General features: G+C 70.1%; 18 protein-coding genes, 1 tRNA gene and 2 pseudogenes. 13 read left to right on the forward strand and 8 right to left on the reverse strand.

Features of this window, described 5'->3' with window-relative positions:
- The first annotated feature begins 208 nt into the window (after positions 1-208).
- The 6 genes from ACFY0F_RS30695 (at position 209) to ACFY0F_RS30720 (ending at position 7201) form a co-directional block, all read left to right on the forward strand.
- Complete coding sequence (locus ACFY0F_RS30695; RefSeq protein ID WP_388801388.1) at positions 209-1255, forward strand: ABC transporter substrate-binding protein; 1047 nt, start codon at positions 209-211, stop codon at positions 1253-1255.
- Between the two features lie 33 nt (positions 1256-1288).
- Positions 1289-2122, forward strand: a complete 834-nt coding sequence (locus ACFY0F_RS30700; protein WP_388801391.1) for a siderophore-interacting protein — start codon at positions 1289-1291, stop codon at positions 2120-2122.
- A gap of 76 nt (positions 2123-2198) precedes the next feature.
- Positions 2199-3638: a lysine decarboxylase DesA gene (desA, locus tag ACFY0F_RS30705; protein WP_388801394.1), complete on the forward strand. Its 1440-nt coding sequence runs from the start codon at positions 2199-2201 to the stop codon at positions 3636-3638.
- Positions 3622-4905: a lysine N(6)-hydroxylase/L-ornithine N(5)-oxygenase family protein gene (locus ACFY0F_RS30710; protein WP_388801397.1), complete on the forward strand. Its 1284-nt coding sequence runs from the start codon at positions 3622-3624 to the stop codon at positions 4903-4905. Before desA ends, ACFY0F_RS30710 begins: the two co-directional genes overlap by 17 nt.
- Positions 4902-5435 (forward strand): GNAT family N-acetyltransferase, encoded by a 534-nt coding sequence (locus ACFY0F_RS30715; RefSeq protein WP_388801401.1) that lies wholly within the window; start codon positions 4902-4904, stop codon positions 5433-5435. The genes ACFY0F_RS30710 and ACFY0F_RS30715 overlap by 4 nt, the downstream gene beginning before the upstream one ends.
- Positions 5432-7201, forward strand: coding sequence for an IucA/IucC family protein (locus ACFY0F_RS30720; protein ID WP_388801404.1), 1770 nt, complete (start codon positions 5432-5434; stop codon positions 7199-7201). Before ACFY0F_RS30715 ends, ACFY0F_RS30720 begins: the two co-directional genes overlap by 4 nt.
- A 69-nt stretch (positions 7202-7270) precedes the next feature.
- Here the strand turns inward: ACFY0F_RS30720 and ACFY0F_RS30725 are convergent, their stop codons facing one another.
- Complete coding sequence (locus tag ACFY0F_RS30725; protein WP_388801407.1) at positions 7271-8881, reverse strand: beta-N-acetylhexosaminidase; 1611 nt, start codon at positions 8879-8881, stop codon at positions 7271-7273.
- A gap of 70 nt (positions 8882-8951) precedes the next feature.
- Here ACFY0F_RS30725 and ACFY0F_RS30730 point away from each other — a divergent pair, with 70 nt between their 5' ends.
- The gene (locus ACFY0F_RS30730) at positions 8952-9839 is read left to right on the forward strand and encodes a DUF4429 domain-containing protein (protein ID WP_388801409.1); all 888 of its coding nucleotides are present in this window, start codon (positions 8952-8954) and stop codon (positions 9837-9839) included.
- Positions 9840-9873: 34 nt separating this feature from the next.
- Here ACFY0F_RS30730 and ACFY0F_RS30735 read toward each other — a convergent pair whose 3' ends face one another.
- Positions 9874-11439, reverse strand: coding sequence for a fibronectin type III domain-containing protein (locus tag ACFY0F_RS30735; RefSeq protein ID WP_388801412.1), 1566 nt, complete (start codon positions 11437-11439; stop codon positions 9874-9876).
- A gap of 165 nt (positions 11440-11604) precedes the next feature.
- Between ACFY0F_RS30735 and ACFY0F_RS30740 the strand changes: the two genes are divergently transcribed.
- Both ACFY0F_RS30740 and glmS read left to right on the forward strand, forming a co-directional pair.
- A complete protein-coding gene (locus ACFY0F_RS30740; RefSeq protein ID WP_388801415.1) occupies positions 11605-11862 on the forward strand; it encodes a hypothetical protein in 258 nt (85 codons plus the stop codon).
- Positions 11863-11886: 24 nt separating this feature from the next.
- A complete protein-coding gene (gene glmS / locus ACFY0F_RS30745; RefSeq protein ID WP_388801418.1) occupies positions 11887-13704 on the forward strand; it encodes a glutamine--fructose-6-phosphate transaminase (isomerizing) in 1818 nt (605 codons plus the stop codon).
- A 119-nt stretch (positions 13705-13823) separates the two neighbouring features.
- On the opposite strand, the gene ACFY0F_RS30750 is transcribed toward glmS, so the two are convergent.
- Positions 13824-14387, reverse strand: coding sequence for a GPR1/FUN34/YaaH family transporter (locus ACFY0F_RS30750; RefSeq protein ID WP_388801421.1), 564 nt, complete (start codon positions 14385-14387; stop codon positions 13824-13826).
- A gap of 147 nt (positions 14388-14534) precedes the next feature.
- Positions 14535-15062: a universal stress protein gene (locus ACFY0F_RS30755; protein ID WP_388801424.1), complete on the reverse strand. Its 528-nt coding sequence runs from the start codon at positions 15060-15062 to the stop codon at positions 14535-14537.
- A gap of 344 nt (positions 15063-15406) precedes the next feature.
- Between ACFY0F_RS30755 and ACFY0F_RS30760 the strand changes: the two genes are divergently transcribed.
- From ACFY0F_RS30760 to ACFY0F_RS30775, 4 genes and pseudogenes are all read left to right on the forward strand, one after another.
- Positions 15407-15709, forward strand: a complete 303-nt coding sequence (locus ACFY0F_RS30760; protein ID WP_388801427.1) for a hypothetical protein — start codon at positions 15407-15409, stop codon at positions 15707-15709.
- 378 nt (positions 15710-16087) lie between these two features.
- Positions 16088-17262 (forward strand): annotated as a pseudogene (locus ACFY0F_RS30765) (helix-turn-helix domain-containing protein).
- 124 nt (positions 17263-17386) lie between these two features.
- Positions 17387-17980: pseudogene (gene orn, locus ACFY0F_RS30770) on the forward strand (oligoribonuclease); the annotation flags it as partial.
- Positions 17981-18097: 117 nt separating this feature from the next.
- Positions 18098-18170: transfer RNA gene (locus ACFY0F_RS30775), tRNA-His, on the forward strand.
- Between the two features lie 108 nt (positions 18171-18278).
- Here the strand turns inward: ACFY0F_RS30775 and ACFY0F_RS30780 are convergent.
- The 4 genes from ACFY0F_RS30780 to ACFY0F_RS30795 form a co-directional block, all read right to left on the reverse strand.
- Positions 18279-19334: a LacI family DNA-binding transcriptional regulator gene (locus ACFY0F_RS30780; protein WP_388801429.1), complete on the reverse strand. Its 1056-nt coding sequence runs from the start codon at positions 19332-19334 to the stop codon at positions 18279-18281.
- 175 nt (positions 19335-19509) lie between these two features.
- Positions 19510-20967, reverse strand: a complete 1458-nt coding sequence (locus tag ACFY0F_RS30785; RefSeq protein ID WP_388801432.1) for a GH1 family beta-glucosidase — start codon at positions 20965-20967, stop codon at positions 19510-19512.
- Positions 20968-21105: 138 nt separating this feature from the next.
- Positions 21106-22026 carry a carbohydrate ABC transporter permease gene (locus ACFY0F_RS30790; protein WP_388801435.1) on the reverse strand — a complete coding sequence of 307 codons (921 nt, stop codon included), beginning with the start codon at positions 22024-22026 and terminating at the stop codon, positions 21106-21108.
- 14 nt (positions 22027-22040) lie between these two features.
- Positions 22041-23033: a carbohydrate ABC transporter permease gene (locus ACFY0F_RS30795; RefSeq protein ID WP_388801438.1), complete on the reverse strand. Its 993-nt coding sequence runs from the start codon at positions 23031-23033 to the stop codon at positions 22041-22043.
- Between the last annotated feature and the right edge of the window lie 89 nt (positions 23034-23122).

The raw sequence follows: 23122 nt of genomic DNA on the forward strand, positions 1-23122 counted from the left end.
CCGGTGGGGGCACCGCCCGCTCGAGCGAAGCCGAGAGTGGGGGAGGGCGTGCCAAGCCCCGCGTCTGCGGCATGATCCGCCGGACAGGCCCTAGGCGCGAGGTACGCCGCGACGGAACCCCGCCCACTGGACATCAGGTGAGGTTAGGCTAACCTACCTTGGAACCTGTCCGGCGGGCACCGAGCCCTGTTCGAAAGCAGTCATACCCATGCCCAACGCCCGTACCCACCCCACTCGTCGCGGCATCCTCGCCGCGGGCGGCGCCCTCGGCCTCGGGGCCGCGCTGGCGGCCTGCGGGGACGACGACGGGAAAGGCGCGGACGCGGGCAGCGGCACGGCGGCGGGCAAGTCCGGCCCCTGGTCCTTCAAGGACGACCGCGGCACCACCGCCAAGGCCGACAAGGTCCCGGCGGACATCGTCGCGTTCGTCGGTGTGGCCGCCGCGCTGTACGACTACGGGATCCAGGCCAAGGGCGTCTTCGGCCCGACGAAGACCAAGGACGGCAAGGCCGACGTCCAGGCCGGCGACATGGACGTCAGCAAGGTGACCGTACTCGGCAACGAGTGGGGCCAGTTCAACATCGAGAAGTACGCGTCCCTCGCGCCGGACCTCCTCGTCTCCACCATGTTCGACGGCGCCGGCACGCTCTGGTACGTCCCCGACGAGTCGAAGAAGAAGATCCTGGCCGTCGGCGCCCCGAGCGTCGGCATCTCCGTCTACGACCGCCAGCTCACCGAGCCGCTGCAGCACATGCTGGCGCTCGCCAAGTCCCTCGGGGCGGACACCTCCACCGCCAAGGTCACCGAGGCCAAGAAGCGCTTCGAGGCCGCGGCCGCCCGGCTGCGCGCCGCCGCCAAGGCCAAGCCCGGCATCAAGGTGATGGCCGGTTCCGCCAGCCAGGACCTGTTCTACGTCTCCGGCTCCGACCTCTCCGTCGACCTGGAGTACTTCAAGGCCCTCGGCGTGAACTTCGTGGAGCCCCCGGAGAAGGCCAAGGCCAAGGGCGGCGGCTGGTACGAGTCGCTGAGCTGGGAGAACGTCGACAAGTACGACGCCGACATCATCATGATGGACAACCGCTCCTCGGCCATCCAGCCCGCCGACATCACCGAGGGAACGTGGAAGAAGCTGCCCGCGGTCAAGGCCGGCCAGGTCATCGCCCGCAATCCCGAGCCGATCCTGTCGTACGACAAGTGCGTACCGCTCCTCGAGGACCTCGCGAAGGCCATCGAAACCGCCAAGAAGGTCAGCTGACACCCGCACCCTTCTGACCGTCAGGAGCCACCGGTGACCACCGCCGTAGCCGCCCCGTTCCGCTTCTTCTCCCTCCAGGTCGTAAGGACGCGGCGGCTCGGCCCGTCTCTCGTCCGGGTCACCTTCGGCGGGCCCGACCTGCACGCCTTCCACTCCCAGGGGCGGGACCAGTCCCTGTCCCTGTTCCTGCCGCACCCGGGCCAGCCCGAGCCCGTGGTGCCGCTGGCGCTCGGTGACAGCTGGTGGCAGGGCTGGCGTGAACTCCCCGAGGACGTGCGGGCGGTGATGCGCTCGTACACCCTTCGGGCGCTGCGCCGCGACCCGGACGAGATCGACATCGACTTCGCCCTGCACAACCCGTCGGGCCCCGCCTCCCGCTGGGCGTCCGGCGCCGCCCCGGGAGACCGGGTCCTGCTGCTCGGCCCGGCCGTCGCCGACAACCGCGCGATCCGCTTCCGCCCGCCCGAGGGCACCGACCTCGTCGTCGTCTGGGGCGACGAGAGCGCCGTACCCGCCGCCTGCGCCACCCTGGAGTCCCTGCCGGCCGGCACCCGCGTGCACGCCTGGCTGGAGGTGGACGACGCCGGTGACATCCAGGACGTCGTGACCGACGCGGACGCCGAGGTGACCTGGCTCGTCCGCGATCCGAGCGGGTCCGACGGGTCCCCCATGGCCCTCGACATCCTGCGCGAGACACAACTTCCGCCCGCAGCGCGCCCGTACGTCTGGATCGCGGGCGAGTCCGGGTGCGTCAAGGCGCTGCGCCGGCATTTCGTCGGTGAGCGCGGAATCGACCGCCGGTGCATCACCTTCGTCGGCTACTGGCGGCGGGGGATGACCGAGGAACAGCTGAGGGTGTCGGAGTAACTCCGCTCTAACTTAGGTTAGGCTAACCTAAGTTGATCCCGACTCCCCGTACGGATCGCCCCCGGAGGACCCCCACATGCGCTCGCACCTGCTCAATGACCTCACCGCGGAGCACTACCGCCGCTCCGTGACCGAAGGAGTCGAGCGGGTGGCGGCCAAACTCGCCACCATCGAAAGCCCGTTCACCGGCGTCACCGTCGACGCCCTCGCCCCCCGCATCGACGGCATCGACCTCGACCGCCCGCTGCACGACACCAGCGCGGTGCTGGACGAACTGGAGGAGGTCTACCTCCGGGACGCGGTCTACTTCCACCACCCCCGCTACCTCGCCCACCTCAACTGCCCGGTGGTCATCCCGGCGGTGCTCGGCGAGGCGGTGCTCTCCGCCGTCAACTCCTCCCTGGACACCTGGGACCAGTCGGCCGGCGGCACCCTGATCGAACGCCGGCTCATCGACTGGACGGCCACCCGCATCGGCCTCGGCCCGTCCGCCGACGGGGTGTTCACCTCCGGCGGCACCCAGTCCAACCTCCAGGCGCTGCTCCTCGCCCGTGAGGAGGCCAAGAGCGATGCGGCGTCCCGCCTGCGGATCTTCGCCTCCGAGGTCAGCCACTTCAGCGTGAAGAAGTCCGCCAAGCTTCTGGGCCTGGGACCGGAGTCCGTGGTCTCCGTGCCCGTCGACCACGACAAGCGCATGCGGACCGTCGCGCTCGCCCATGAACTGGAGCGCTGCCGGCAGGCCGGTCTCGTCCCGATGGCCGTCGTCGCCACCGCCGGCACCACCGACTTCGGCTCCATCGACCCGCTCCACGAGATCGCCGAACTCTCCGCCCAGTACGGTGCGTGGCTGCACGTGGACGCCGCCTACGGCTGCGGACTGCTGGTCTCCCGCACCCGCCGCGCCCTGCTGGACGGCATCGAACGCGCCGACTCGGTCACCGTCGATTACCACAAGTCCTTCTTCCAGCCGGTGAGTTCCTCGGCCCTGCTGGTGCGGGACGCCTCGACGCTGCGCCACGCGACCTACCACGCCGAGTACCTCAACCCGCGCCGCATGGTGACCGAGCGCATCCCCAACCAGGTCGACAAGTCCCTGCAGACCACGCGCCGTTTCGACGCCCTCAAGCTGTGGATGACCCTGCGCACCATGGGCGCCGACGGCATCGGCGAACTCTTCGACGAGGTCTGCGACCTGGCCCGGGAGGGCTACGGGCTCCTGGCGGCCGATCCCCGCTTCGACGTCGTCGTCGAGCCCTCCCTCTCCACCCTCGTCTTCCGCTACGTCCCCGCCGCCACCGACCCGGCCGAGATCGACCGTGCCAACCTCCACGCCCGGGCTGCCCTGTTCGCCTCCGGTGACGCCGTCGTCGCGGGCACCAAGGTCGACGGCCGCCACTACCTGAAGTTCACCCTGCTCAACCCCGAGACGACGCCGGACGACATCGCCGCCGTCCTCGGCCTGATCGCCGGCCACGCCGAGCAGTACCTGGGAGAGACCCTTGACCGCGCGTCCTGAAGTCCCGACCGCCCCCTACGACTTCGTAGGGATCGGGCTCGGCCCCTTCAACCTCGGCCTCGCCTGCCTCACCGAACCGATCGGCGAACTGAGCGGCGTCTTCCTGGAGTCCAAGCCCGACTTCGAATGGCACGCGGGCATGTTCCTCGACGGCGCCCACCTCCAGACCCCGTTCATGTCGGACCTGGTCACCCTGGCCGACCCCACCTCCCCGTACTCCTTCCTCAACTACCTGAAGGAGAAGGGCAGACTGTACTCGTTCTACATCCGCGAGAACTTCTACCCGCTGCGCGTCGAGTACGACGACTACTGCCGCTGGGCCGCCGGCAGACTGAGCAGCGTCCGCTTCGGCACGACGGTCACCGAGGTGAGGTACGACGAAACCGCCGAGCTGTACGTCGTCCGCACCGAGGCCGGTGAGGTGTACCGCGCCCGCCACCTGGTCCTCGGCACCGGCACCCCGCCGTACGTCCCCGAGGCCTGCCGGGGTCTGGGCGGCGACTTCGTCCACAACTCCCAGTACATGCGGCACCGTGCGGAGCTGGTGAAGAAGGATTCGATCACCCTCGTCGGCTCCGGGCAGTCCGCCGCCGAGATCTACCACGACCTCCTCGGTGAGATCGACGTCCACGGCTACCGGCTGAACTGGATCACCCGCTCCCCGCGCTTCTTCCCGCTGGAGTACACCAAGCTCACGCTGGAGATGACCTCGCCCGAGTACATCGACTACTACCGTGATCTGCCGGAGGCCACCCGCTACCGGCTCACGGCCGAGCAGAAGGGCCTGTTCAAGGGCATCGACGGCGACCTCATCAACGAGATCTTCGACCTGCTCTACCAGAAGAACCTCGGTGGCCCGGTCCCCACCCGGCTGCTCACCAACTCGTCGCTGCGCGGAGCGACGTACGAGAACGGCACGTACTCGCTGTCGTTCCGCCAGGAGGAGCAGGAGAAGGACTTCGAGATCGAGTCCCAGGGCCTCATCCTGGCCACCGGCTACCGGTACACCGAGCCGGAGTTCCTGGGCCCCGTCAAGGACCGCCTGGTGTACGACTCCCACGGCAACTTCGACGTCGCCAGGAACTACGCGATCGACGTGACAGGCAAAGGCGTCTTCCTGCAGAACGCCGGTGTCCACACGCACAGCATCACCAGTCCCGACCTGGGCATGGGCGCGTACCGCAACAGCTGCATCATCCGCGAGCTGCTCGGCACCGAGTACTACCCGGTCGAGAAGACGATCGCCTTCCAGGAGTTCACGGCATGACCTTCACCTTCCGCCCCCTCGACCCGCTGCGGGACGCCGCGTTGCTGCACCGGTGGGTCACCCATCCGAAGGCCGCCTTCTGGATGATGCAGGACGCGAGCGTCGAGGACGTCGAGCGCGCCTACCTGGAGATCGACGCGGACCAGCACCACCACGCCCTGCTGGGCCTCGACGAGGACGGCGTGCCGGCCTTCCTGATGGAGAAGTACGACCCCGTCCACCGCGAGCTGACCGGCCTGTACGAGCCGCGACCGGGCGATGTCGGCATGCACTTCCTCACCCCCGCGACCGACAGCCCCGTACCCGGCTTCACACGGGCCGTCATCACCGCCGTGATGGCCCATCTCTTCGAGGACCCGGCGACCGCCCGGGTGGTCGTCGAACCCGACGTCCGCAACAAGGCCGTGCACGCCCTGAACGAAGCCGTCGGGTTCGTGCCCGAACGGGAGATCGACAAGCCGGAGAAGAAGGCGTTGCTGAGCTTCTGCACGCGTGAGCAGTTCGCCGCCGCGACGGGGGTGGCCGTATGAGCCTCGCCGACGCCGTGGCCCACCTCTCCCCCGAACGCTGGGAGCAGGCCAACCGTCTCCTGGTGCGCAAGGCCCTCGCCGAGTTCGCGCACGAGCGGCTGATCACGCCCGAAGCGGCAGGGGACGCGTACGTCGTCCGCAGCGACGACGGCCTGACCCGCTACCGCTTCACCGCGGTCCGCCGCGCCCTGGACCACTGGCAGGTGGACGCCGACTCGATCACCCGCCACCGTGACGGCACCGAACTCCCCCTTGCGGCACTGGACTTCTTCATCGAGCTGAAGCAGTCGCTGGGCCTCGCCGACGACATCCTGCCGGTCTATCTGGAGGAGATCTCCTCCACCCTCTCCGGTACCTGCTACAAGCTCGCCAAGCCGCGGGTCACGGCCGCCGAGCTGGCCGCGAGCGGCTTCCAGGCCGTCGAGACCGGCATGACCGAGGGCCATCCCTGCTTCGTCGCCAACAACGGGCGGCTCGGCTTCGGTGTCCACGAGTACCTGTCGTACGCCCCCGAGACCGCGAGCCCCGTCCGGCTGGTCTGGCTGGCGGCGCACCGGTCACGGGCGGCGTTCACGGCGGGCGTCGGCGTCGAGTACGAGTCGTTCCTGCGGGACGAGCTGGGCGAGGCCACGCTGGAGCGGTTCCGCGCCACGCTCACCGGCCAGGGCCTCGACCCCGCCGACTACCTCCTCGTCCCCGTCCACCCCTGGCAGTGGTGGAACAAGCTCGCCGTCACCTTCGCCGCCGAGGTCGCCCGCCGGAACCTGGTGTGCCTCGGCGAGGGCGACGACGAGTACCTCGCCCAGCAGTCCATCCGGACCTTCTTCAACACCTCCCACCCCGGGAAGCACTACGTGAAGACGGCCCTGTCCGTCCTCAACATGGGCTTCATGCGCGGACTGTCGGCCGCCTACATGGAGGCCACACCGGCCATCAACGACTGGCTGGTCCGGCTCGTCGACAACGACCCGGTGCTGAAGTCGACCGGCCTGACGGTCATCCGGGAGCGGGCGGCCGTCGGCTACCGGCACCTGGAGTACGAGCAGGCCACCGACCGGTACTCGCCGTACCGCAAGATGCTGGCCGCGCTGTGGCGGGAGAGCCCGGTGCCGTCGCTGCGGGAGGGCGAGACCCTGGCCACCATGGCCTCGCTGCTGCACGTGGACCACGAGGGCGCGTCCTTCGCGGGCGCGCTGATCGAACGGTCCGGGCTGTCCCCGGTGGAGTGGCTGCGCCGCTACCTCCGCGCGTACTACGTCCCGCTCCTGCACAGCTTCTACGCCTACGACCTGGTCTTCATGCCGCACGGCGAGAACGTGATCCTCGTCCTGAAGGACGGTGCCGTACAGCGCGCGATCTACAAGGACATCGCGGAGGAGATAGCCGTCATGGACCCGGACGCGGTGCTGCCGCCCGAGGTCCGGCGCATCCGCGTCGAGGCCCCCGAGGACCAGAAGCTGCTGTCGGTCTTCACGGACGTCTTCGACTGCTTCTTCCGCTTCCTGTCCGCCGTCCTGGCCGGTGAGGGGATCCTGGAGGAGGACACCTTCTGGCGCACGGTCGCCGAGGTCACCCGCGAGTACCAGGAGGCGACACCCGAACTCGCCGACAGGTTCCGCCAGTACGACCTGTTCGCCCCCCGGTTCGCCCTGTCCTGCCTCAACCGGCTCCAGCTGCGCAACAACCGGCAGATGGTGGACCTGGCGGACCCGTCGGGGGCGCTGCAGCTCGTCGGCAGCCTGGAGAACCCGATAGCGGGGTTCTGACCCGGGAACGGACGGGCACCCCGGTGTACGGTCCACCGGGGTGCCCGTCAGCCGTGTGTCAGCCGTACGTCAGCCGGCCGGCCAGGGCACCTGGGGCGACCGGTAGTAGCCGATGCCGAGGGCGTCCCAGCGTGGGGCCTGTGCCGCCAACCGCACCTTGTAGGCGTCCCAGTCGTGGCCGGCCGCCGGGGACCAGCCCAGCTCGGCGGCGCCGGGCAACCGGGGGAAGGCCATGAAGTCGATGTCCGCGGAGGTCCGGATGGTCTCGGTCCACAGGGGTGCCTCGACTCCCCTGATCGCCGAGTCCGGGGCTCCCTGGAGGTAGTGGCCCGGATCCCAGTCGTAGGCCCGCCGCACCTCCACCAGGCCCGCCCAGTCCTGCCCGAGCGGGGTGTCCTCGGTGTACTTCATGTCCAGGTAGAGCCGGTCGGCCGGGGAAAGGACCAGCCCGGTCCCGTGCTGGGCGGCCTTGACGACCTGAGCCTTCTCCGCGGGATCGGTGTCGTCCAGGCCCCAGTACTGTGCCAGGGCGCCCTTCGCGGGGGTCGCGCCGGTCAACTGGTGCCAGCCGACGACCGTCTTGCCGTACCGGGCGACGATCGGCTGCACCCGGTCCATGAAGGTGACGTAGTCGGCGTGGCTGGTGGAGTGTGCCTCGTCGCCGCCGATGTGCAGGTAGCGGCCGGGGGTGAGCGCGGCGAGCTCGCGGATGACGTCGTCCGCGAAGTCGTAGGTGACCGGCTTCGGCGCGCACAGCGAGCTGAAGCCGACGTCGGTGCCGGTGTACAGCGGGGGTGCGGTGCCGTTGCAGTTCAGCTCGGCGTAGGAGGCGAGGGCCGCGTTGGTGTGGCCGGGCATGTCGATCTCGGGGACGACCTCCAGGTAGCGGGAGGCGGCGTAGCGGACGATCTCCCGGTAGTCGGCCTTGGTGTAGTGGCCGCCCGGGCCGCCACCGACCTGGGTGGAGCCGCCGTAGGTCGCGAGGCGGGGCCAGGAGTCGATCGCGATGCGCCAGCCCTGGTCGTCGCTGAGGTGCAGATGCAGTTCGTTGATCTTGTAGAGGGCCAGCTCGTCGATGTAGCGCTCGACCTGGCGCACGGTGAAGAAGTGCCGGGAGACGTCGAGCATCGCCCCGCGGTAGGGGTACCGCGGGGCGTCCTGGACGGTGCCGCCCGCGACCTGCCACGGGCCGGGCTGTACCGAGTCCCTCTCCACGGCGGCCGGCAGGAGCTGGCGGAGGGTCTGGACGCCGTGGAAGAGGCCGGCGGGCGTGCGGGCGGTGAGGGTGACGCCGTCGGCGCCGCTGTGCAGGCGGTAGCCCTCGGCGCCGAACGGGCCCTTGCCGAGACGCAGTCGGATACCCCCGTGGCCGTGCGTGGTGAGGGGCAGGCGGTAGCCGGTCGAGGGGCGCAGGATGCCCGCCAGGTAGGCGCCGACTCGGCGGACCTCACGGTTGTCGTCGACACGTACAGCGGTGTCGCGGGTGATGCGGTAGGGCGCTCCGCCCGGTTCCACGGAGGCGGGTGCCGGGACGATCCCGCCGAGCGGGGCGGCGTCGCGCTGCCCGGCGGAGGGGTGTTCCGCCGGGGCCGCGCCGAGCGTGAACGTGCCTGCCGCGAGCAGCAGCAGCGAGCCGAGCAGTCGGGTGACACGGGGAGTCGTTCTGTGGTGCCGTCTCACAAGCGCGCTCCCTTCACTTCACGAGTGGTAGAGACCACTTTCCCGCAAGATCCGGTGAAACAATCCCGGTATGGCGGAGATCATCCAGAAGGACGGGACGTGGGTTTTCGACGGCGACGCGCTGCGCCTGACTCCCGGACGGGACAAGAACGTCGGCCTGCTGCGCAGCACATTGGGTGAAGTGGTCGTCCCCTTACGGGCGTTGGCGGCGGTCTCGTTCGAGCAGGGCAGGAAGTCGGGGCGGCTGCGGCTGCGGCTGCGTGACGGCGCCGATCCGCTGCTGCAGGCGACCGGGGGGCGGCTCACCGAGCCCCACGACCCCTACCGGCTGGCCGTGGAGTCCGACCGGTACGGCGTCGCCGAGTACTTCGTGGACGAGGTGCGGGGCGCGCTGCTGCTGGACGAGGTTCCGTCCGGTCCGGTGACCGAGTACCTGCTGCCCGGCCCGTCCGTCCCGCTGTCGGTGTCCGCCGGGGACGGCACGGCGAGCTTCGACGGTGAGCGGGTGCGCCTGGAGTGGAACTGGAAGACGGAGGACGCCAAGGCCGCGGCCGGCGCCCGTGCGATCCCCGTCGACGAGATCACGGGCGTCGAGTGGTGTCCGTCGGCCGGGCTGGAGAACGGCCATCTGCGGTTCACCGTGCGGGGCGCGGCCACCGAGGCGCCGCCGAAGTACGACCCCAACGCGGTGGAGCTGTGGGGCTTCAAGAAGGACCCGCTGATGGCGCTGGTCGCGGCGGCGGTGCAGGCGCGGCTGCCGCATCCGTCGGCGGCCGGCGGGGCCGACGTACGCCCTGACACGCCCCGGCTCCCCCGGCAGCCGGCGCCCTCCGCCGCCGAGGACGACCACGACGCCCTGCTGCGGAGGCTGCGGGAGCTGGGTGAGCTGCACCGCGACGGGGTGCTCACCGACGAGGAGTTCACGATGGCCAAGCAGGCGGTCCTCAGAAGGATGTGAGGACCGCCTGTGCCGGGTGCGGTGCGGACTCGGACTACTTGGCCTTGCGCGCCACGGTGAAGTGGTCGATGCGGTCACCGGTCTCGGCGATGCCGGAGACCTTCAGCTTGGCGTAGTGACCCCGGGCCGCGGGCTCGACGTCCACGCGCAGGAACGAGTAGTTGAGGTAGCGCACCCGGGACCAGGCGACGGTCTCGTTGACCTTGCCGTCCTTGGTGTTGATGAAGGAGGCGACGGAGTCGACCTCGTTCAGGTGCCCCTCGTAGGAGTCCGGCGCGGTGAACGCGTACAGGCTGCGGCCCGCGGCGCCCGCCGTGACGTACACGACACCCTCGGACTCGGGGTACGCCGTGCCGCCGATCGGCAGCTTCTTGGTGACCGCGTTGCCCTTGATGACGTCGGTGCGCTCGTACTGGTGGTTGTGGCCGTTGATGACGAGGTCCACCGTGTACTTCTCGAACAGCGGCACCCACTCCTGTCGCACGCCCCCCTCCGAGGCGTGCGCCGTGGAGGTGCAGTACGCGCAGTGGTGGAAGAACACGACGATGAAGTCGACGTCCTTCGAGGCCCGGAACTTCTTCAGCTGGTCCTCGAACCACTTGGTCTGGGTGCCGCCCGAGATGCCCAGGTTCGCGGGGATCTCGAAGGAGACGTCGTTGGGGTCGAGGGAGATGACCGCCGTGTTGCCGTAGACGAAGGAGTAGACGCCCGGCAGGTGCTTCTTGTCCGGCCCGTTGTCGGGCAGGGTGAAGCGGGCCTCCTCGCCGCCGTAGCCGTTGGGCGAGTACCAGGCCTCCATGTCGTGGTTGCCGTAGGAGACCATCCACGGGACGGACTTGGCGACCGACTCGGTCTGGGCGAGGAACTGGTCCCAGGTGCGTGAGTCGAAGCCCGTGTCGGTGGACTTGCCCTGGCCGGCCGGGTCGCCGTAGGCGATGTCGCCGGCGTGCAGGTGGAAGGACGGGTTCTGGCCGAGGATCAGGCTGTCGTTGGCCAGCGCGTGGTAGCTGACGCCCTGGTCGCCGAAGGCGGTGAAGGTGAACGGCGCCTTGTGGCGGGGGGCGGTGGTGAAGGTGCCTATGGTGCCGGCGAACTGCGGGGAGGCCGGGTCGAAGCCGTCGTGGCCGACGCCGTAGAAGTACGTCTTGCCCGGCTTGAGGTTGGCCAGCTTGGCGTGCACGTAGTACTGGGTGTGGTCGCCGCTCGCGCCGACACCGGCCGGGGTGTAGAGGGAACGGACCTCGGCGTCGATCTTGACGGAGAGGTGCGAGGCGTGGGTGCCGATCCGGACGAAGGGCTTCTTCACCGGGACCGGGACCTGCCAGGAGATCGTCATCTCCGTGCCGGCGTCGTTGCCGAAGGCGAGGTGACGGCCGAACGGGGCGACGAAGGCGCCGTTGACGTACTCGGTGGCCGGGGCGGTCGACCGGGTGGGGACGGCGGCCTGGGCGGTGGCGCCCGGCACGAACGCGCCACCCGCGACGGCGCCCAGCGTGACGGCGCCGCCTCTGATCATGTTGCGCCGAGAGAATCTGGAGCGCAGGTATTCGTGCTGCTCGGCCATGCTCATGCGCTCGGCCAGCTGCTCGGGTACTCCCATGCGAGGAATGTCCATGGCGTCTGAAACTCGTGTGTCCGGGCGACGAGACGCAAGACACAGGATGGACAGCTTGCGAACAGAGCACCATAAGAGATTCAACAAGCCGCTGCCCGAAATCGGGCAGGATTCTTGCGAAACCTTCGCCGGTACCTCAGGATCTACCGGGTGCACGACGAACTGGTTGATCATCTGACGCGGTCCACGACCCTGAACCGGGGCGAGGCGCTGCGGGTGATCCAGGACGTGCTCGCCTTCTTCGACGAGACGACCGAGGACTACGTCCGTCGCCGCCACCGCGAGCTCCAGGCGCAGGGCCTGGTGAACGCGACGATCTTCGAACGGATCGGGGCGGACCTGAAATACCGTGCGGTGGCCCCGCCCGAGCTTACGCTCCGGCAACTGCGGCGCATCGTCTACGGCTGAACGGAAGCTTGGGGATACCTGTATATGTGCGGAATCGTCGGATACATCGGGAAGCGTGACGTCGCCCCGCTGCTCCTGGAGGGCCTGCAGCGCCTGGAGTACCGCGGCTACGACTCGGCGGGCATCGTCGTCACCGCCCCGAAGTCGGCCGGACTGAAGATGGTCAAGGCCAAGGGCCGGGTCCGCGACCTGGAGGCCAAGGTCCCGGCGCGGTTCAAGGGCACCACCGGCATCGCCCACACCCGCTGGGCCACCCACGGCGCCCCCTCCGACGTGAACGCCCACCCGCACATGTCGGCCGACCACAAGGTCGCCGTCGTGCACAACGGCATCATCGACAACGCCGCCGACCTGCGCCGCAAGCTGGAGGCGGACGGCGTCGAGTTCCTGTCCGAGACCGACACCGAGGTCCTCACCCACCTGATCGCCCGTTCGCAGGCCGAGAAGCTGGAGGACAAGGTCCGCGAGACCCTGCGGGTCATCGAGGGCACCTACGGCATCGCGGTGATGCACGCCGACTTCTCGGACCGCATCGTGGTGGCCCGGAACGGTTCCCCGGTGGTCCTCGGCATCGGCGAGAAGGAGATGTTCGTCGCCTCCGACGTGGCCGCGCTGGTCGCCCACACCCGGCAGATAGTGACGCTGGACGACGGCGAGATGGCGACCCTGAAGGCCGACGACTTCCGGACGTACACCACCGAGGGCACGCGTACGACCGCCGAGCCGACCACCGTGGAGTGGGAGGCCGAGTCGTACGACATGGGCGGCCACGACACCTACATGCACAAGGAGATCCACGAGCAGGCCGACGCCGTGGACCGCGTGCTGCGCGGCCGTATCGACGACCGCTTCTCCACCGTGCACCTCGGCGGCCTGAACCTGGACGCCCGCGAGGCGCGCCGGATCCGCCGCGTGAAGATCCTCGGCTGCGGCACCTCCTACCACGCGGGCATGATCGGCGCCCAGATGATCGAGGAGCTGGCCCGCATCCCCGCCGACGCCGAGCCCGCCTCCGAGTTCCGCTACCGCAACGCCGTCGTGGACCCCGACACGCTGTACGTCGCGGTGTCGCAGTCCGGTGAGACCTACGACGTGCTGGCCGCCGTGCAGGAGCTCAAGCGCAAGGGCGCCCGGGTGCTCGGCGTGGTCAACGTGGTCGGCTCCGCGATCGCCCGCGAGGCCGACGGCGGCATCTACGTGCACGCCGGTCCCGAGGTGTGCGTGGTGTCCACCAAGTGCTTCACCAACACCACGGTCGCCTTCGCCCTGCTCGCCCTGCACCTCGGCCGCACCCGCGACCTCTCCGTGCGCGACGGCAAGCGGATCATCGAGGGCCTGCGCAGGCTGCCCGCGCAGATCTCCGAGATCCTCGAGCAGGAGGACGAGGTCAAAAAGCTGGCCGAGAGTTACGCCGAGGCCCGCTCGATGCTCTTCATCGGCCGTGTCCGGGGCTACCCGGTGGCCCGCGAGGCCTCCCTGAAGCTCAAGGAGGTCTCCTACATCCACGCCGAGGCCTACCCCGCCTCCGAGCTCAAGCACGGCCCGCTCGCGCTGATCGAGCCCGCCCTGCCGACGGTCGCGATCGTGCCGGACGACGACCTGCTGGAGAAGAACCGCGCGGCCCTGGAGGAGATCAAGGCCCGCAGCGGCAAGATCCTCGCGGTCGCCCACCAGGAGCAGGAGAAGGCCGACCACACGATCGTCGTACCCAAGAACGAGGACGAGCTGGACCCGATCCTCATGGGCATCCCGCTCCAGCTCCTCGCCTACCACACGGCGCTGGCCCTGGGCCGGGACATCGACAAGCCGCGCAACCTCGCGAAGTCGGTGACGGTGGAGTGATCCCCGCGCCGTAACGCCCGTGTCCTGTACGGAGCGTGAACGACCCCCTGACGCCTGCCGGCCCAGGGGGTCGCTCTCTTCAGGGCCGGGACCGCCCAGTCCCCCGGCCCGCGGCTGCCTCAACCGGCGGCCGTCACCCCCCGGCCGGCAGCGCGCCTGGGAAGCACCGTCGGCCAGTGCGCGAGGACCGCGGTGGCCGCGTACCAGGCCAGGGCGCCGGCGGCGACGGCCACCCAGCCGCCGGCCTTGGTCAGTGCCGGGCTGTCGGCGAAGCGGGCCACCGCGAGCAGCAGCATCGCCAGGAACAGCAGTCCGTACGTGCCCTGGCCGAGCGGGTCCCCGCCGGCGAGGGTCAGGGACAGCGCCACGAGGGCGAACAGCAGCAGGAAGAGTCCGGCCGCGTGGTCCGACGCCTGGTTTCCGGCCGAGACGGCCCAGGTGAACCAGAGCGCGCCGAGCGCCGAGAAGGCCGTACCGGTGACGGTGTCACGGTCGCGCAGCGCGAGCAGGCCGGCGACGAACAGGGCAACGCCGCCGACGTAGTGGGCAAGTGACAGGGCGTCCGCCGCCGTCACGCCGTCGATCACGTCGGTGTTTCCGAGGCCGAAGGCCAACAGGGTGATCCCCAGGGCGAGTCGGCCGACGATCGTGGTCGTGCTTCCCGCAGAGACGTCGTTGTCCACGGCGGGCTCCCTTCGTGCATGTGCCATTGCGCGGTGAGCGTTATATGCCCTTCACAAGGGCACAAACACTCCTACGCGCAAGTAGGTTGATGCGGCGCACCGCGCCGAACAAAGGTCGCACAAAGGGAGTTGACGGTGTGACAGGCGTTACGGAATGACCACCACGGGCCGCTTCGCCCGCTTGGCGAGCCGCCCTGCGACGGAACCGAAGATCCGTCCGACGATCCCGTGCGTGGAGCCCACCACGATCGCGTCGGCCTCGTACTCGCGCCCCACCTCTTCGAGCTCGTGGCAGATGTCGCCACCGCGCTCGACCAGGATCCAGGGCACCTCGGCCAGGTAGTCCGCACAGGCCAGCTCCAGACCCAGCACCTCGGTGCGGTGGTCGGGCACGTCCACGAAGACGGGAGGCTCGCACCCCGCCCACACGGTGGTGGGCAGCCGGTTGGCGACGTGGACGATGATCAGGCCCGAACGGGAGCGGTTCGCCATGCCGATGGCGTAGGCGAGGGCCCGCTCGCTGGACGTGGAGCCGTCGAAGCCGACGACCACTCCGTGCTTGAAGGCGGGGTCGCAGGAAGCGCGTGCCTCTTCCGCCGCCAGGGGATCGGCCGCCGTGGGATCGGCGACCGGCCGCTTGCGGTCCGCGGGTTCAAAGAATTCGTGACCGGCCATGGCTGTCTCGGCGTTGTGATCCTTCGGGTGGGACGACACTGTGCGGCGGAGCTGTGTCCGGGAAACACCTTCCCAAGCCCATACCCCCAAGGGTACGGCGGCAAGCTTCCTCGGCCCAGAGTTCTGGACAGGCTCCGTAAGGGGTCCCCCCGGAGTCCGCAGGGGTTCCCCGGAGCATGCACGAGCGACGCCCGTAACGCAATGGTTGCTGCCCCGTACAGGCGGTTTGCACAGGATTCGGACAGCCGGAAGCCATCCGGCCGACACGCACAGTGACCGACTGCCCGGACCCGCGTTGAACCCCGTGAGCCACCGCGGCAAGGAGTGCGACCAGGGAGTACGAGATGTCCGGACCACGACCCACCAGCGATCCCCGCCCCACCCCCGACACCGCCGGTGACGTGGTCCGCTGGGCGGCCTTCAGCTGCGTCCTCGTCCCCGTGGTCCTCCTCTGGTACGGCACCTCCCTCGCCGGCGCGGCCGGCACCGCCCTGGGCCTGGCCGCCGTCACCGGCGTGTGCCGGATCCTGCTGCGCCGCTCGGAGCGCTGCGCGGTACGTTCGGCACGTCCGGCATCCCGGGAAGGCGGACGGGAAGGCGGGCGGGGAGGCGGACGTCACACCAGGGGCGGCACACCGGTCGACTGACCGGTTTCCGCACACGGGACCGTAGCTTTTCAGCCAACTTCCGACCACCGGCCAGGGAGGGCCCGAACCGCCCTTCAACCCCCGTTCGACCTGCACGGAAAGGGTCCACGGGCCCCTGCGCACCCTACGCGGTTTGGCCACTGCGACGAGGCGCACTTCCCTGTACGGCCCACGAGTGCAACGCTTCGTGATCGAATGCTTCACGCCAAGTTGTCATGTCGACAATGCGCCGGGTGTCGATCTGGTCACCGCGGCGGTGCGGGACGCAGTAGATTCGATCTTGACTGTCTTACGGCGGGGGACTCGTGCAGGACCGAGGGGAAACGTGCAGGAGCGACACAACCGAGGAGCCGCGACCACCGAGGGGGGCTTAGCAGGATGAGCCACGACTCCACTGCCGCGCCGGAAGCCGCGGCCCGGAAGCTGTCCGGGCGACGTCGCAAGGAGATCGTCGCCGTGCTGCTGTTCAGCGGCGGGCCCATCTTCGAGAGTTCCATACCGCTTTCGGTGTTCGGGATCGACCGCCAGGACGCCGGAGTGCCGCGCTACCGACTGCTGGTGTGCGCCGGCGAGGAAGGCCCACTGCGGACCACAGGGGGCCTGGAACTCACCGCACCGCATGGCCTGGAGGCCATCTCACGCGCGGGCACGGTCGTCGTGCCGGCCTGGCGTTCGATCACTTCTCCGCCACCGGAGGAGGCGCTCGACGCACTGCGCCGGGCGCACGAGGAGGGCGCGCGCATCGTGGGCCTGTGCACCGGCGCGTTCGTGCTGGCGGCGGCGGGTCTGCTGGACGGCCGCCCGGCGACCACGCACTGGATGTACGCGCCGACGCTGGCCAAGCGCTATCCGTCCGTGCACGTCGATCCACGCGAGCTGTTCGTCGACGACGGCGATGTGCTGACGTCGGCGGGTACGGCGGCCGGAATCGATCTGTGCCTGCACATCGTGCGGTCGGACCACGGCAACGAGGCGGCCGGCGCGCTGGCCAGACGCCTGGTGGTCCCGCCGCGCCGGTCGGGCGGCCAGGAGCGCTACCTCGATCGGTCTTTACCGGAGGAGATCGGCGCCGACCCGCTCGCGGAGGTCGTCGCCTGGGCGCTGGAGCACCTCCACGAGCAGTTCGACGTGGAGACGCTGGCGGCGAGGGCGTACATGAGCCGGCGCACCTTCGACCGCCGTTTCCGGTCACTCACCGGGAGTGCCCCGCTGCAGTGGCTGATCACCCAGCGGGTGCTGCAGGCGCAGCGGCTGCTGGAGACGTCGGACTACTCGGTGGACGAGGTCGCGGGCCGCTGCGGCTTCCGCGCTCACCCGTGGCCCTGCGCGGTCACTTCCGGCGCCAGCTGGGCTCCTCGCCCGCCGCCTACCGGGCGGCCTACCGCGCCCGTCGCCCCCAGGGCGACAAGCCCGCCGACGCCGAGCCGGCGCTGCCCGCACCGGGCGGACCGGTGGGCCCGGTACCGGCCTTGCTGCACCCGGACGCCGGCGTGCCGATCCAGGCCCGGCGCAGCCTGTCGGCCAGCGTGCCGGGGCCGCGCAGCGGGATGTGACGAGGACGGGCCGGGGCTCACGCCCCGGCCCGCTTTCCTTCACCAGGGGCGGCAGCCCCAGCAGAGCCCGGCCGGACCGGGGCCGGAAGCCCTACCGCCGCGTAAGGTTAGACACATGAACGATCGCATGGTGTGGATCGACTGCGAGATGACCGGCCTCTCGCTGTCCGACGACGCGCTCATCGAGGTGGCCGCCCTCGTCACCGACTCCGAGCTGAACGTACTCGGCGAGGGGGTGGACATCGTCATCCGTCCGCCGGACCAGGCGCTGGAGACGATGCCGGAGGTGGTGCGTCGGATGCACACCGCGTCCGGGCTGCTCGCGGAGCTCCCCGGCGGGACCACGCTGGCGGACGCCGAGGAGCAGGTCCTGGCGTACGTACGGGAGCACGTGAAGGAGCCCGGCAAGGCGCCGCTGTGCGGCAACTCCGTGGGCACCGACCGCGGCTTCCTGCTGCGGGACATGCCGAAGGTGGAGGAATACCTCCACTACCGGATCGTCGACGTGTCGAGCATCAAGGAGCTGGCCCGCCGCTGGTACCCGCGCGCCTACTTCAACAGCCCGGAGAAGAACGGCAACCACCGCGCCCTCGCCGACATCCGCGAGTCGATCGCCGAGCTGCGCTACTACCGCGAGGCCCTCTTCGTGCCGCAGCCCGGCCCGGACTCCGACACGGCGAAGGCGATCGCCGCCAAGCACGTCCTGCCCGCCCAGTAGGCGGTCCGCGGGGGCCGGCGGAGGGGCGCCGCGAAAGCCTGGCGCGAGCACCCCTCCGGACCCTGTACACTTTTTCTCGGCCGGTCGGGGAGAACACTCCTCGAACTGCCGGTCATGGTGGGTGTAGCTCAGCTGGTAGAGCACCTGGTTGTGGTCCAGGATGCCGCGGGTTCGAGTCCCGTCACTCACCCTGAGTAGTCAGCCGGTGACTCCGTCGCAAGACGGGTCACCGGCTGCTTCTTTTTCCGCCGGCCCCGGCCCTGCCTCCGTGCTCCCCCGCCGTGGCCCGCCCCCGGCCTCAGGACGAGGCCCGCGGCACCAGCTCCGTGGGCAGTACGACCTGCCGCCGCTCCAGCCCCGGGGACACGGTGGGGCGGCGGTCCGCGATCTCCGCGAGGAGCAGGTCGAGCATCGCGCGGCCCATCTCCTCGATGGGCTGGCGCACGCTGGTGAGCGGCGGGTCCATGTGGCGGGCGATGGCCGAGTCGTCGTAGCCCACCAGGGCCACGTCGTCGGGGATACGCCGGCCCACCTCGCGCAGCACCTGCCGGGCACCGGCCGCCATGACGTCCGAGCCGGCGAAGACCGCGTCCAGCGCCGGTCTGCGCTCCAGCAGCCGTGTCATCGCACGGCGACCGCCCTCCTCGGTGAAGTCGCCCGGCTCGATGAGCAGTTCGTCCACGGGACGGCCCGCGTCACGCAGCGCGTCCCGGTAGCCGTCCACGCGGCGCTGGGCGCCGTACACGTCGAGGCGGCCGGTGATGTGGGCGATCGTGCGGCAGCCGCGGGCCAGCAGGTGCTCCACGGCGGAACGGCCGCCGCCGTAGTTGTCCGAGTCCACCGAGGTGAGCGCCTCCGCCGCCGAACGCGGGCCGCTGATCACGGCCGGGATCTCCAGCTGGGCGAGCAGGTCGGGCAGCGGGTCGTCGGCGTGGACCGAGACCAGCAGGACGCCGTCCACCCGGTGCGCGGCGAGGTACTGGGCGAGCCGCTGCCGCTCCCGGTCGCTGCCCGCGAAGATCAGCAGCAACTGCATCTCCGTGTCGGACAGTTCGGCGCCGACGCCGCGCAGGATGTCGGAGAAGTACGGCTCCGAGAAGAACCGGGTCTCCGGCTCGGGCACGACCAGGGCGATCGCGTCCGTACGGTTGGCGGCCAGGGCACGGGCCGCGGTGTTCGGGACGTAGCCGAGTTCGGCGACCGCCGCCTCCACGGCCGCGCGGGTCGCGTCGCTGACCCGGGGCGAGCCGTTGATCACCCGGGACACCGTGCCGCGGCCGACACCGGCCCGGGCGGCGACCTCCTCCAGGGTCGGCCGCCGAAGGCCCCGGCTCCGCTCACCCTTGACCGCCATGGTCGCCGCCTTCCGTTCGCAGCCTTCAGGCCAGGAATGTAACAGCCGTGGCCCCGGCCGCCCCCGACCCCATCGTCCCTCGTCCGACCGGGGTCTTCTCCCCCGGCGCCGGAGAAACCCGCCGAGGGGACGCGGCCGGTGCGACGGCGGCACCCCCTCGATCCGGGCCGGTGCCTCAGCCCTGCTCCCCGGCGGCCGGCAGGGCGTTCCTCCGGATCACCTCGGCGTACCAGTGGGCGCTCGCCTTGGGGATGCGGCGCTGGGTGGAGTAGTCGACGTAGACGGCGCCGAAGCGCTTCGAGTAGCCGTATCCCCACTCGAAGTTGTCCAGCAGGGACCACAGGAAGTAGCCGCGCACGTCCGCTCCGTCGGCGACGGCCCGTCGGACGGCGTCCAGGTGCGAGTGCAGGTAGGCGATCCGCCGCGGGTCGTTCACCCGGCCCTCGGGTGAGATGTAGTCGTCGAAGGCGGCGCCGTTCTCGGTGACCATCAGCGGCAGCTCCGGGTGCGCGGCCGCCAGGCCGGTGAGCAGGGTGTGCAGCCCGCCGGCGTCGATGGCCCAGTTCATCGCCGTGACCTCGTCGTTGGCGAGGTGGAAGGCGACGTGGTCGGAGCCGGTCCACGGGGAGTGCTCGCTCGCCCCGTGGCCGTCGTTCCTGGTGGCGCCGACACCGTCGGCGGGCGCGGAGACCACGGTCGGCGAGTAGTAGTTGACGCCCAGCATGTCGATGGGGCGGGAGATCTCGTCCAGGTCGCCGTCGTGCACCAGCTCCGCCCAGTCGACGATGTGCGCGGTGTCGGCGAGCAGGTCCTCGGGGTAGGCACCGTCCAGGACGGGACCGGTGAAGATCCGGTTGCCGACCGCGTCGATCCGGCGTGCGGCCTCGGCGTCCCCGGGGCTGTCGGTGAGCGGGCGCACCTGGTGCAGGTTGAGGGTGAGGGAGGTCTGCGCGGATGACGGCAGGATCTGCCGCAGCGCCCCGATGGCCTGCCCGTGGGCCAGGTTGAGGTGGTGCGCGGCGCGCAGGGTGGCGGCCGGGTCGGTGCGCCCCGGGGCGTGCACGCCGGAGCCGTAGCCCAGGAAGGCCGAGCACCAGGGCTCGTTGAGGGTGGTCCACACCCCGACGCGGTCGCCCAGCGCGCGGCCCATGATCTCGGCGTAGTCGGCGAAGCGGTGCGCGGTGTCACGGTGCGGCCAGCCGCCCGCGTCCTCCAGTTCCTGGGGCAGGTCCCAGTGGTAGAGGGTGGCGACCGGGGTGATGCCCGCTTCCAGGAGTTCGTCGGTCAGCCGCCGGTAGAAGTCCAGGCCCCGCTCGACGGCGGGCCCCCGGCCGGTGGGCTGCACCCGGGACCAGGAGACGGAGAACCGGTAGGCCTTGAGGCCGAGGTCCTTCATCAGCGCCACGTCGTCGCGGTACCGGTGGTAGTGGTCGGCAGCGATGTCACCGGTGTCGCCGTTGAGGACCTTGCCGGGGGTGTGGCTGAAGGTGTCCCAGATGGACGGGGTGCGGCCGTCCTCGGTGGCGGCACCCTCCACCTGGTACGCCGCGGTGGCGGCCCCCCAGACGAAGCCCGGCGGGAAGGATGTGTCTGAGGCCGACTGGGCGGTGGTCTCGGTTCGTACGGCGGTCATGGTGAGAGAGCTCCCGAAGTGGGGTGGAAAGAGTCGGACAGTGCCCCGGTCGCGGTCGACGAGGGGGGCGGACAGTGACCCGGCCGCGGTGGGGTGAGCGGCTCCCGCGGGCGCCGGCCCGGCGTCGGCCTGTGGGCGTCAGCCCTTGACGGCGCCCGCCATGATCCCTCCGACGATCTGCTTGCCGAAGATCACGAAGACCAGGAGCAGCGGCAGGGTGCTGATCAGCGCTCCGGCCATGACGATGCTCTGGTCGGGGGTGTAGGAGGCGCTGAGCTGGCCGAGGGCCACCTGGAGGGTGGGGTTCTCCTGGTTCAGGGCGAGGAAGGGCCAGAAGAAGTCGTTCCACGCCTGCACGAAGGTGAGCATGCCGAGCACCATCATCGCGGGCCGGGCCGCGGGCAGGACCACGTTCCACACGATGCGGATGTTGCTCGCCCCGTCCACCTTGGCGGCCTCGATGAGCTCGTAGGGCAGGGCCTCCAGCAGGTACTGGCGCATGAAGAAGACACCGAAGGCACCGACCAGGGTCGGGAAGATCACCGACTCCAGTTTTCCGCCCCACCCGATGTCCGCCATCATCATGAACAGCGGGACGACGCTGAGCTGCGGCGGAATCGTCAGCGTGGCGATGACCGCGGTCATCAGGACGCCACGGCCGCGGAAGCGCATCTTGGCGAAGGCGTAGCCGGCGAGGGTGCAGAAGAACAGGGTGGCCGCGGTGATGCAGCCGGCCACGATGACGCTGTTGACGATGGCCTTCCCCAGATGGGCCTGGTCCCAGGCCGACTGGAGGTTGCTGAAGAGCCGGCCGCCCGGGATGAGCGGCGGCGGGCTGTCGAGGACCCGCTGCTGGTCGTGCGAGGCGGCCACCAGCGTCCAGTACAGCGGGAAGATCGAGCCCAGGCCGACGACGATCAGGGCGAGGTAGGTGAACGGGCCGCCGCTGAGCTGCCGGCCTGCGCCGATCTTGAAACGGCTGCCGCGCTTGGTCACGGATGCGGTCGGCGGTGCCGGGACGAGGTCCGGCGCGGTCTTGGTGGGACTGGTCGTGGTCATCGTTGTCGCTCCCGTCAGGCCGCGCTCTTGCGCACGAACCGGCCGACGATCCAGTTGATCAGGGCGATGAGCAGCAGCAGGACGAGCATGGCCCAGGCCACGGCGGCGGCCGGGCCGAGATGTCCCAGCTTCCAGCCGTAGTTGAAGAGGTAGATGCTGAGGGTCTCGTACTGGTGCTCGTTGCCGCCGATGGAGCCGAGCGTGCCGCCCTGCAGCAGCAGCGGCTCACCGAACAGCTGCATGGAGCCGATGGTGGAGATGACGATGGTGAACAGGATCGTCGGCCGCAGCGAGGGAATGGTCACCTTGCGGAACTGCTGCCAGCGCGTCGCACCGTCGATCGAGGCCGCTTCGTACAGGTCGGTCGGCACGGCCTGCATGGCAGCCAGGTAGATCAGTGCGTTGTAGCCGGTCCAGCGCCAGATGATGATGACCGAGATGGCGATCTTGGAGGTCCACTCCCCGTTGCCCCAGTTGGTGTTGCCGGCACCGAAGAAGTGCAGCACCCAGTTGAGGAGGCCTCCGTCGGCCCGGAAGACCAGGGCGAAGACCAGGGCGGCGGTGGCCACGGAGGTGGCGTACGGGGTGAGGATGACCGTCCGCCAGAACGTGCTGGCGCGCAGCTTGTAGTTGAGCAGGTGGGCCAGGCCCAGGGCCACGAGCAGCTGCGGGACGGTCGAGATGACGCCGATCACGAAGGTGTTCGTGACGGCCGTCCAGAACTCCGAGTCCTGGAGGATCTTGGTGAAGTTGTCGAACCCGACCCACTCGGACTGGCTGAGGGTCGTCATCTCCACCCGGTGCAGGGCGATCCAGCCGGTGTAGAGCATCGGGTAGAGCCCGAAGGCGCCGAAGACGAGGAAGAAGGGAGCGATGTACGCGTACGGGGACGCGATGTCGTCGAACCGCCACAGCCGGGTACGCCACCGGCTGCGTCGGTCCGACACGGCGCCGGAGCCGCCGGGTGGCGGGGTGTGGGCGCCCCGTGTGGGAGTTGTCGTTGCCACGGGGGAAGTCCTTCCCTGGGGATCTCAGCCGGGTTCGGGGCAGGCGGCGGGTTCGGGCGGGCCGGGCACCCGGCCCGCCGACACGGATC

The sequence above is a fragment of the Streptomyces sp. NPDC001544 genome, from assembly GCF_042894285.1.
Classification (GTDB): domain Bacteria; phylum Actinomycetota; class Actinomycetes; order Streptomycetales; family Streptomycetaceae; genus Streptomyces.

Bases quoted from the DNA above. Each gene is read 5' to 3' on its own strand.
- ACFY0F_RS30695 (WP_388801388.1), top strand. From the start codon at position 209: ATGCCCAACGCCCGTACCCACCCCACTCGTCGCGGCATCCTCGCCGCG.
- desA (WP_388801394.1), top strand. From the start codon at position 2,199: ATGCGCTCGCACCTGCTCAATGACCTCACCGCGGAGCACTACCGCCGC.
- ACFY0F_RS30715 (WP_388801401.1), top strand. From the start codon at position 4,902: ATGACCTTCACCTTCCGCCCCCTCGACCCGCTGCGGGACGCCGCGTTG.
- ACFY0F_RS30720 (WP_388801404.1), top strand. From the start codon at position 5,432: ATGAGCCTCGCCGACGCCGTGGCCCACCTCTCCCCCGAACGCTGGGAG.
- ACFY0F_RS30730 (WP_388801409.1), top strand. From the start codon at position 8,952: ATGGCGGAGATCATCCAGAAGGACGGGACGTGGGTTTTCGACGGCGAC.
- ACFY0F_RS30735 (WP_388801412.1), bottom strand. From the start codon at position 11,439: ATGGGAGTACCCGAGCAGCTGGCCGAGCGCATGAGCATGGCCGAGCAG.
- glmS (WP_388801418.1), top strand. From the start codon at position 11,887: ATGTGCGGAATCGTCGGATACATCGGGAAGCGTGACGTCGCCCCGCTG.
- ACFY0F_RS30755 (WP_388801424.1), bottom strand. From the start codon at position 15,062: ATGGCCGGTCACGAATTCTTTGAACCCGCGGACCGCAAGCGGCCGGTC.
- ACFY0F_RS30760 (WP_388801427.1), top strand. From the start codon at position 15,407: ATGTCCGGACCACGACCCACCAGCGATCCCCGCCCCACCCCCGACACC.
- ACFY0F_RS30780 (WP_388801429.1), bottom strand. From the start codon at position 19,334: ATGGCGGTCAAGGGTGAGCGGAGCCGGGGCCTTCGGCGGCCGACCCTG.
- ACFY0F_RS30785 (WP_388801432.1), bottom strand. From the start codon at position 20,967: ATGACCGCCGTACGAACCGAGACCACCGCCCAGTCGGCCTCAGACACA.
- ACFY0F_RS30790 (WP_388801435.1), bottom strand. From the start codon at position 22,026: ATGACCACGACCAGTCCCACCAAGACCGCGCCGGACCTCGTCCCGGCA.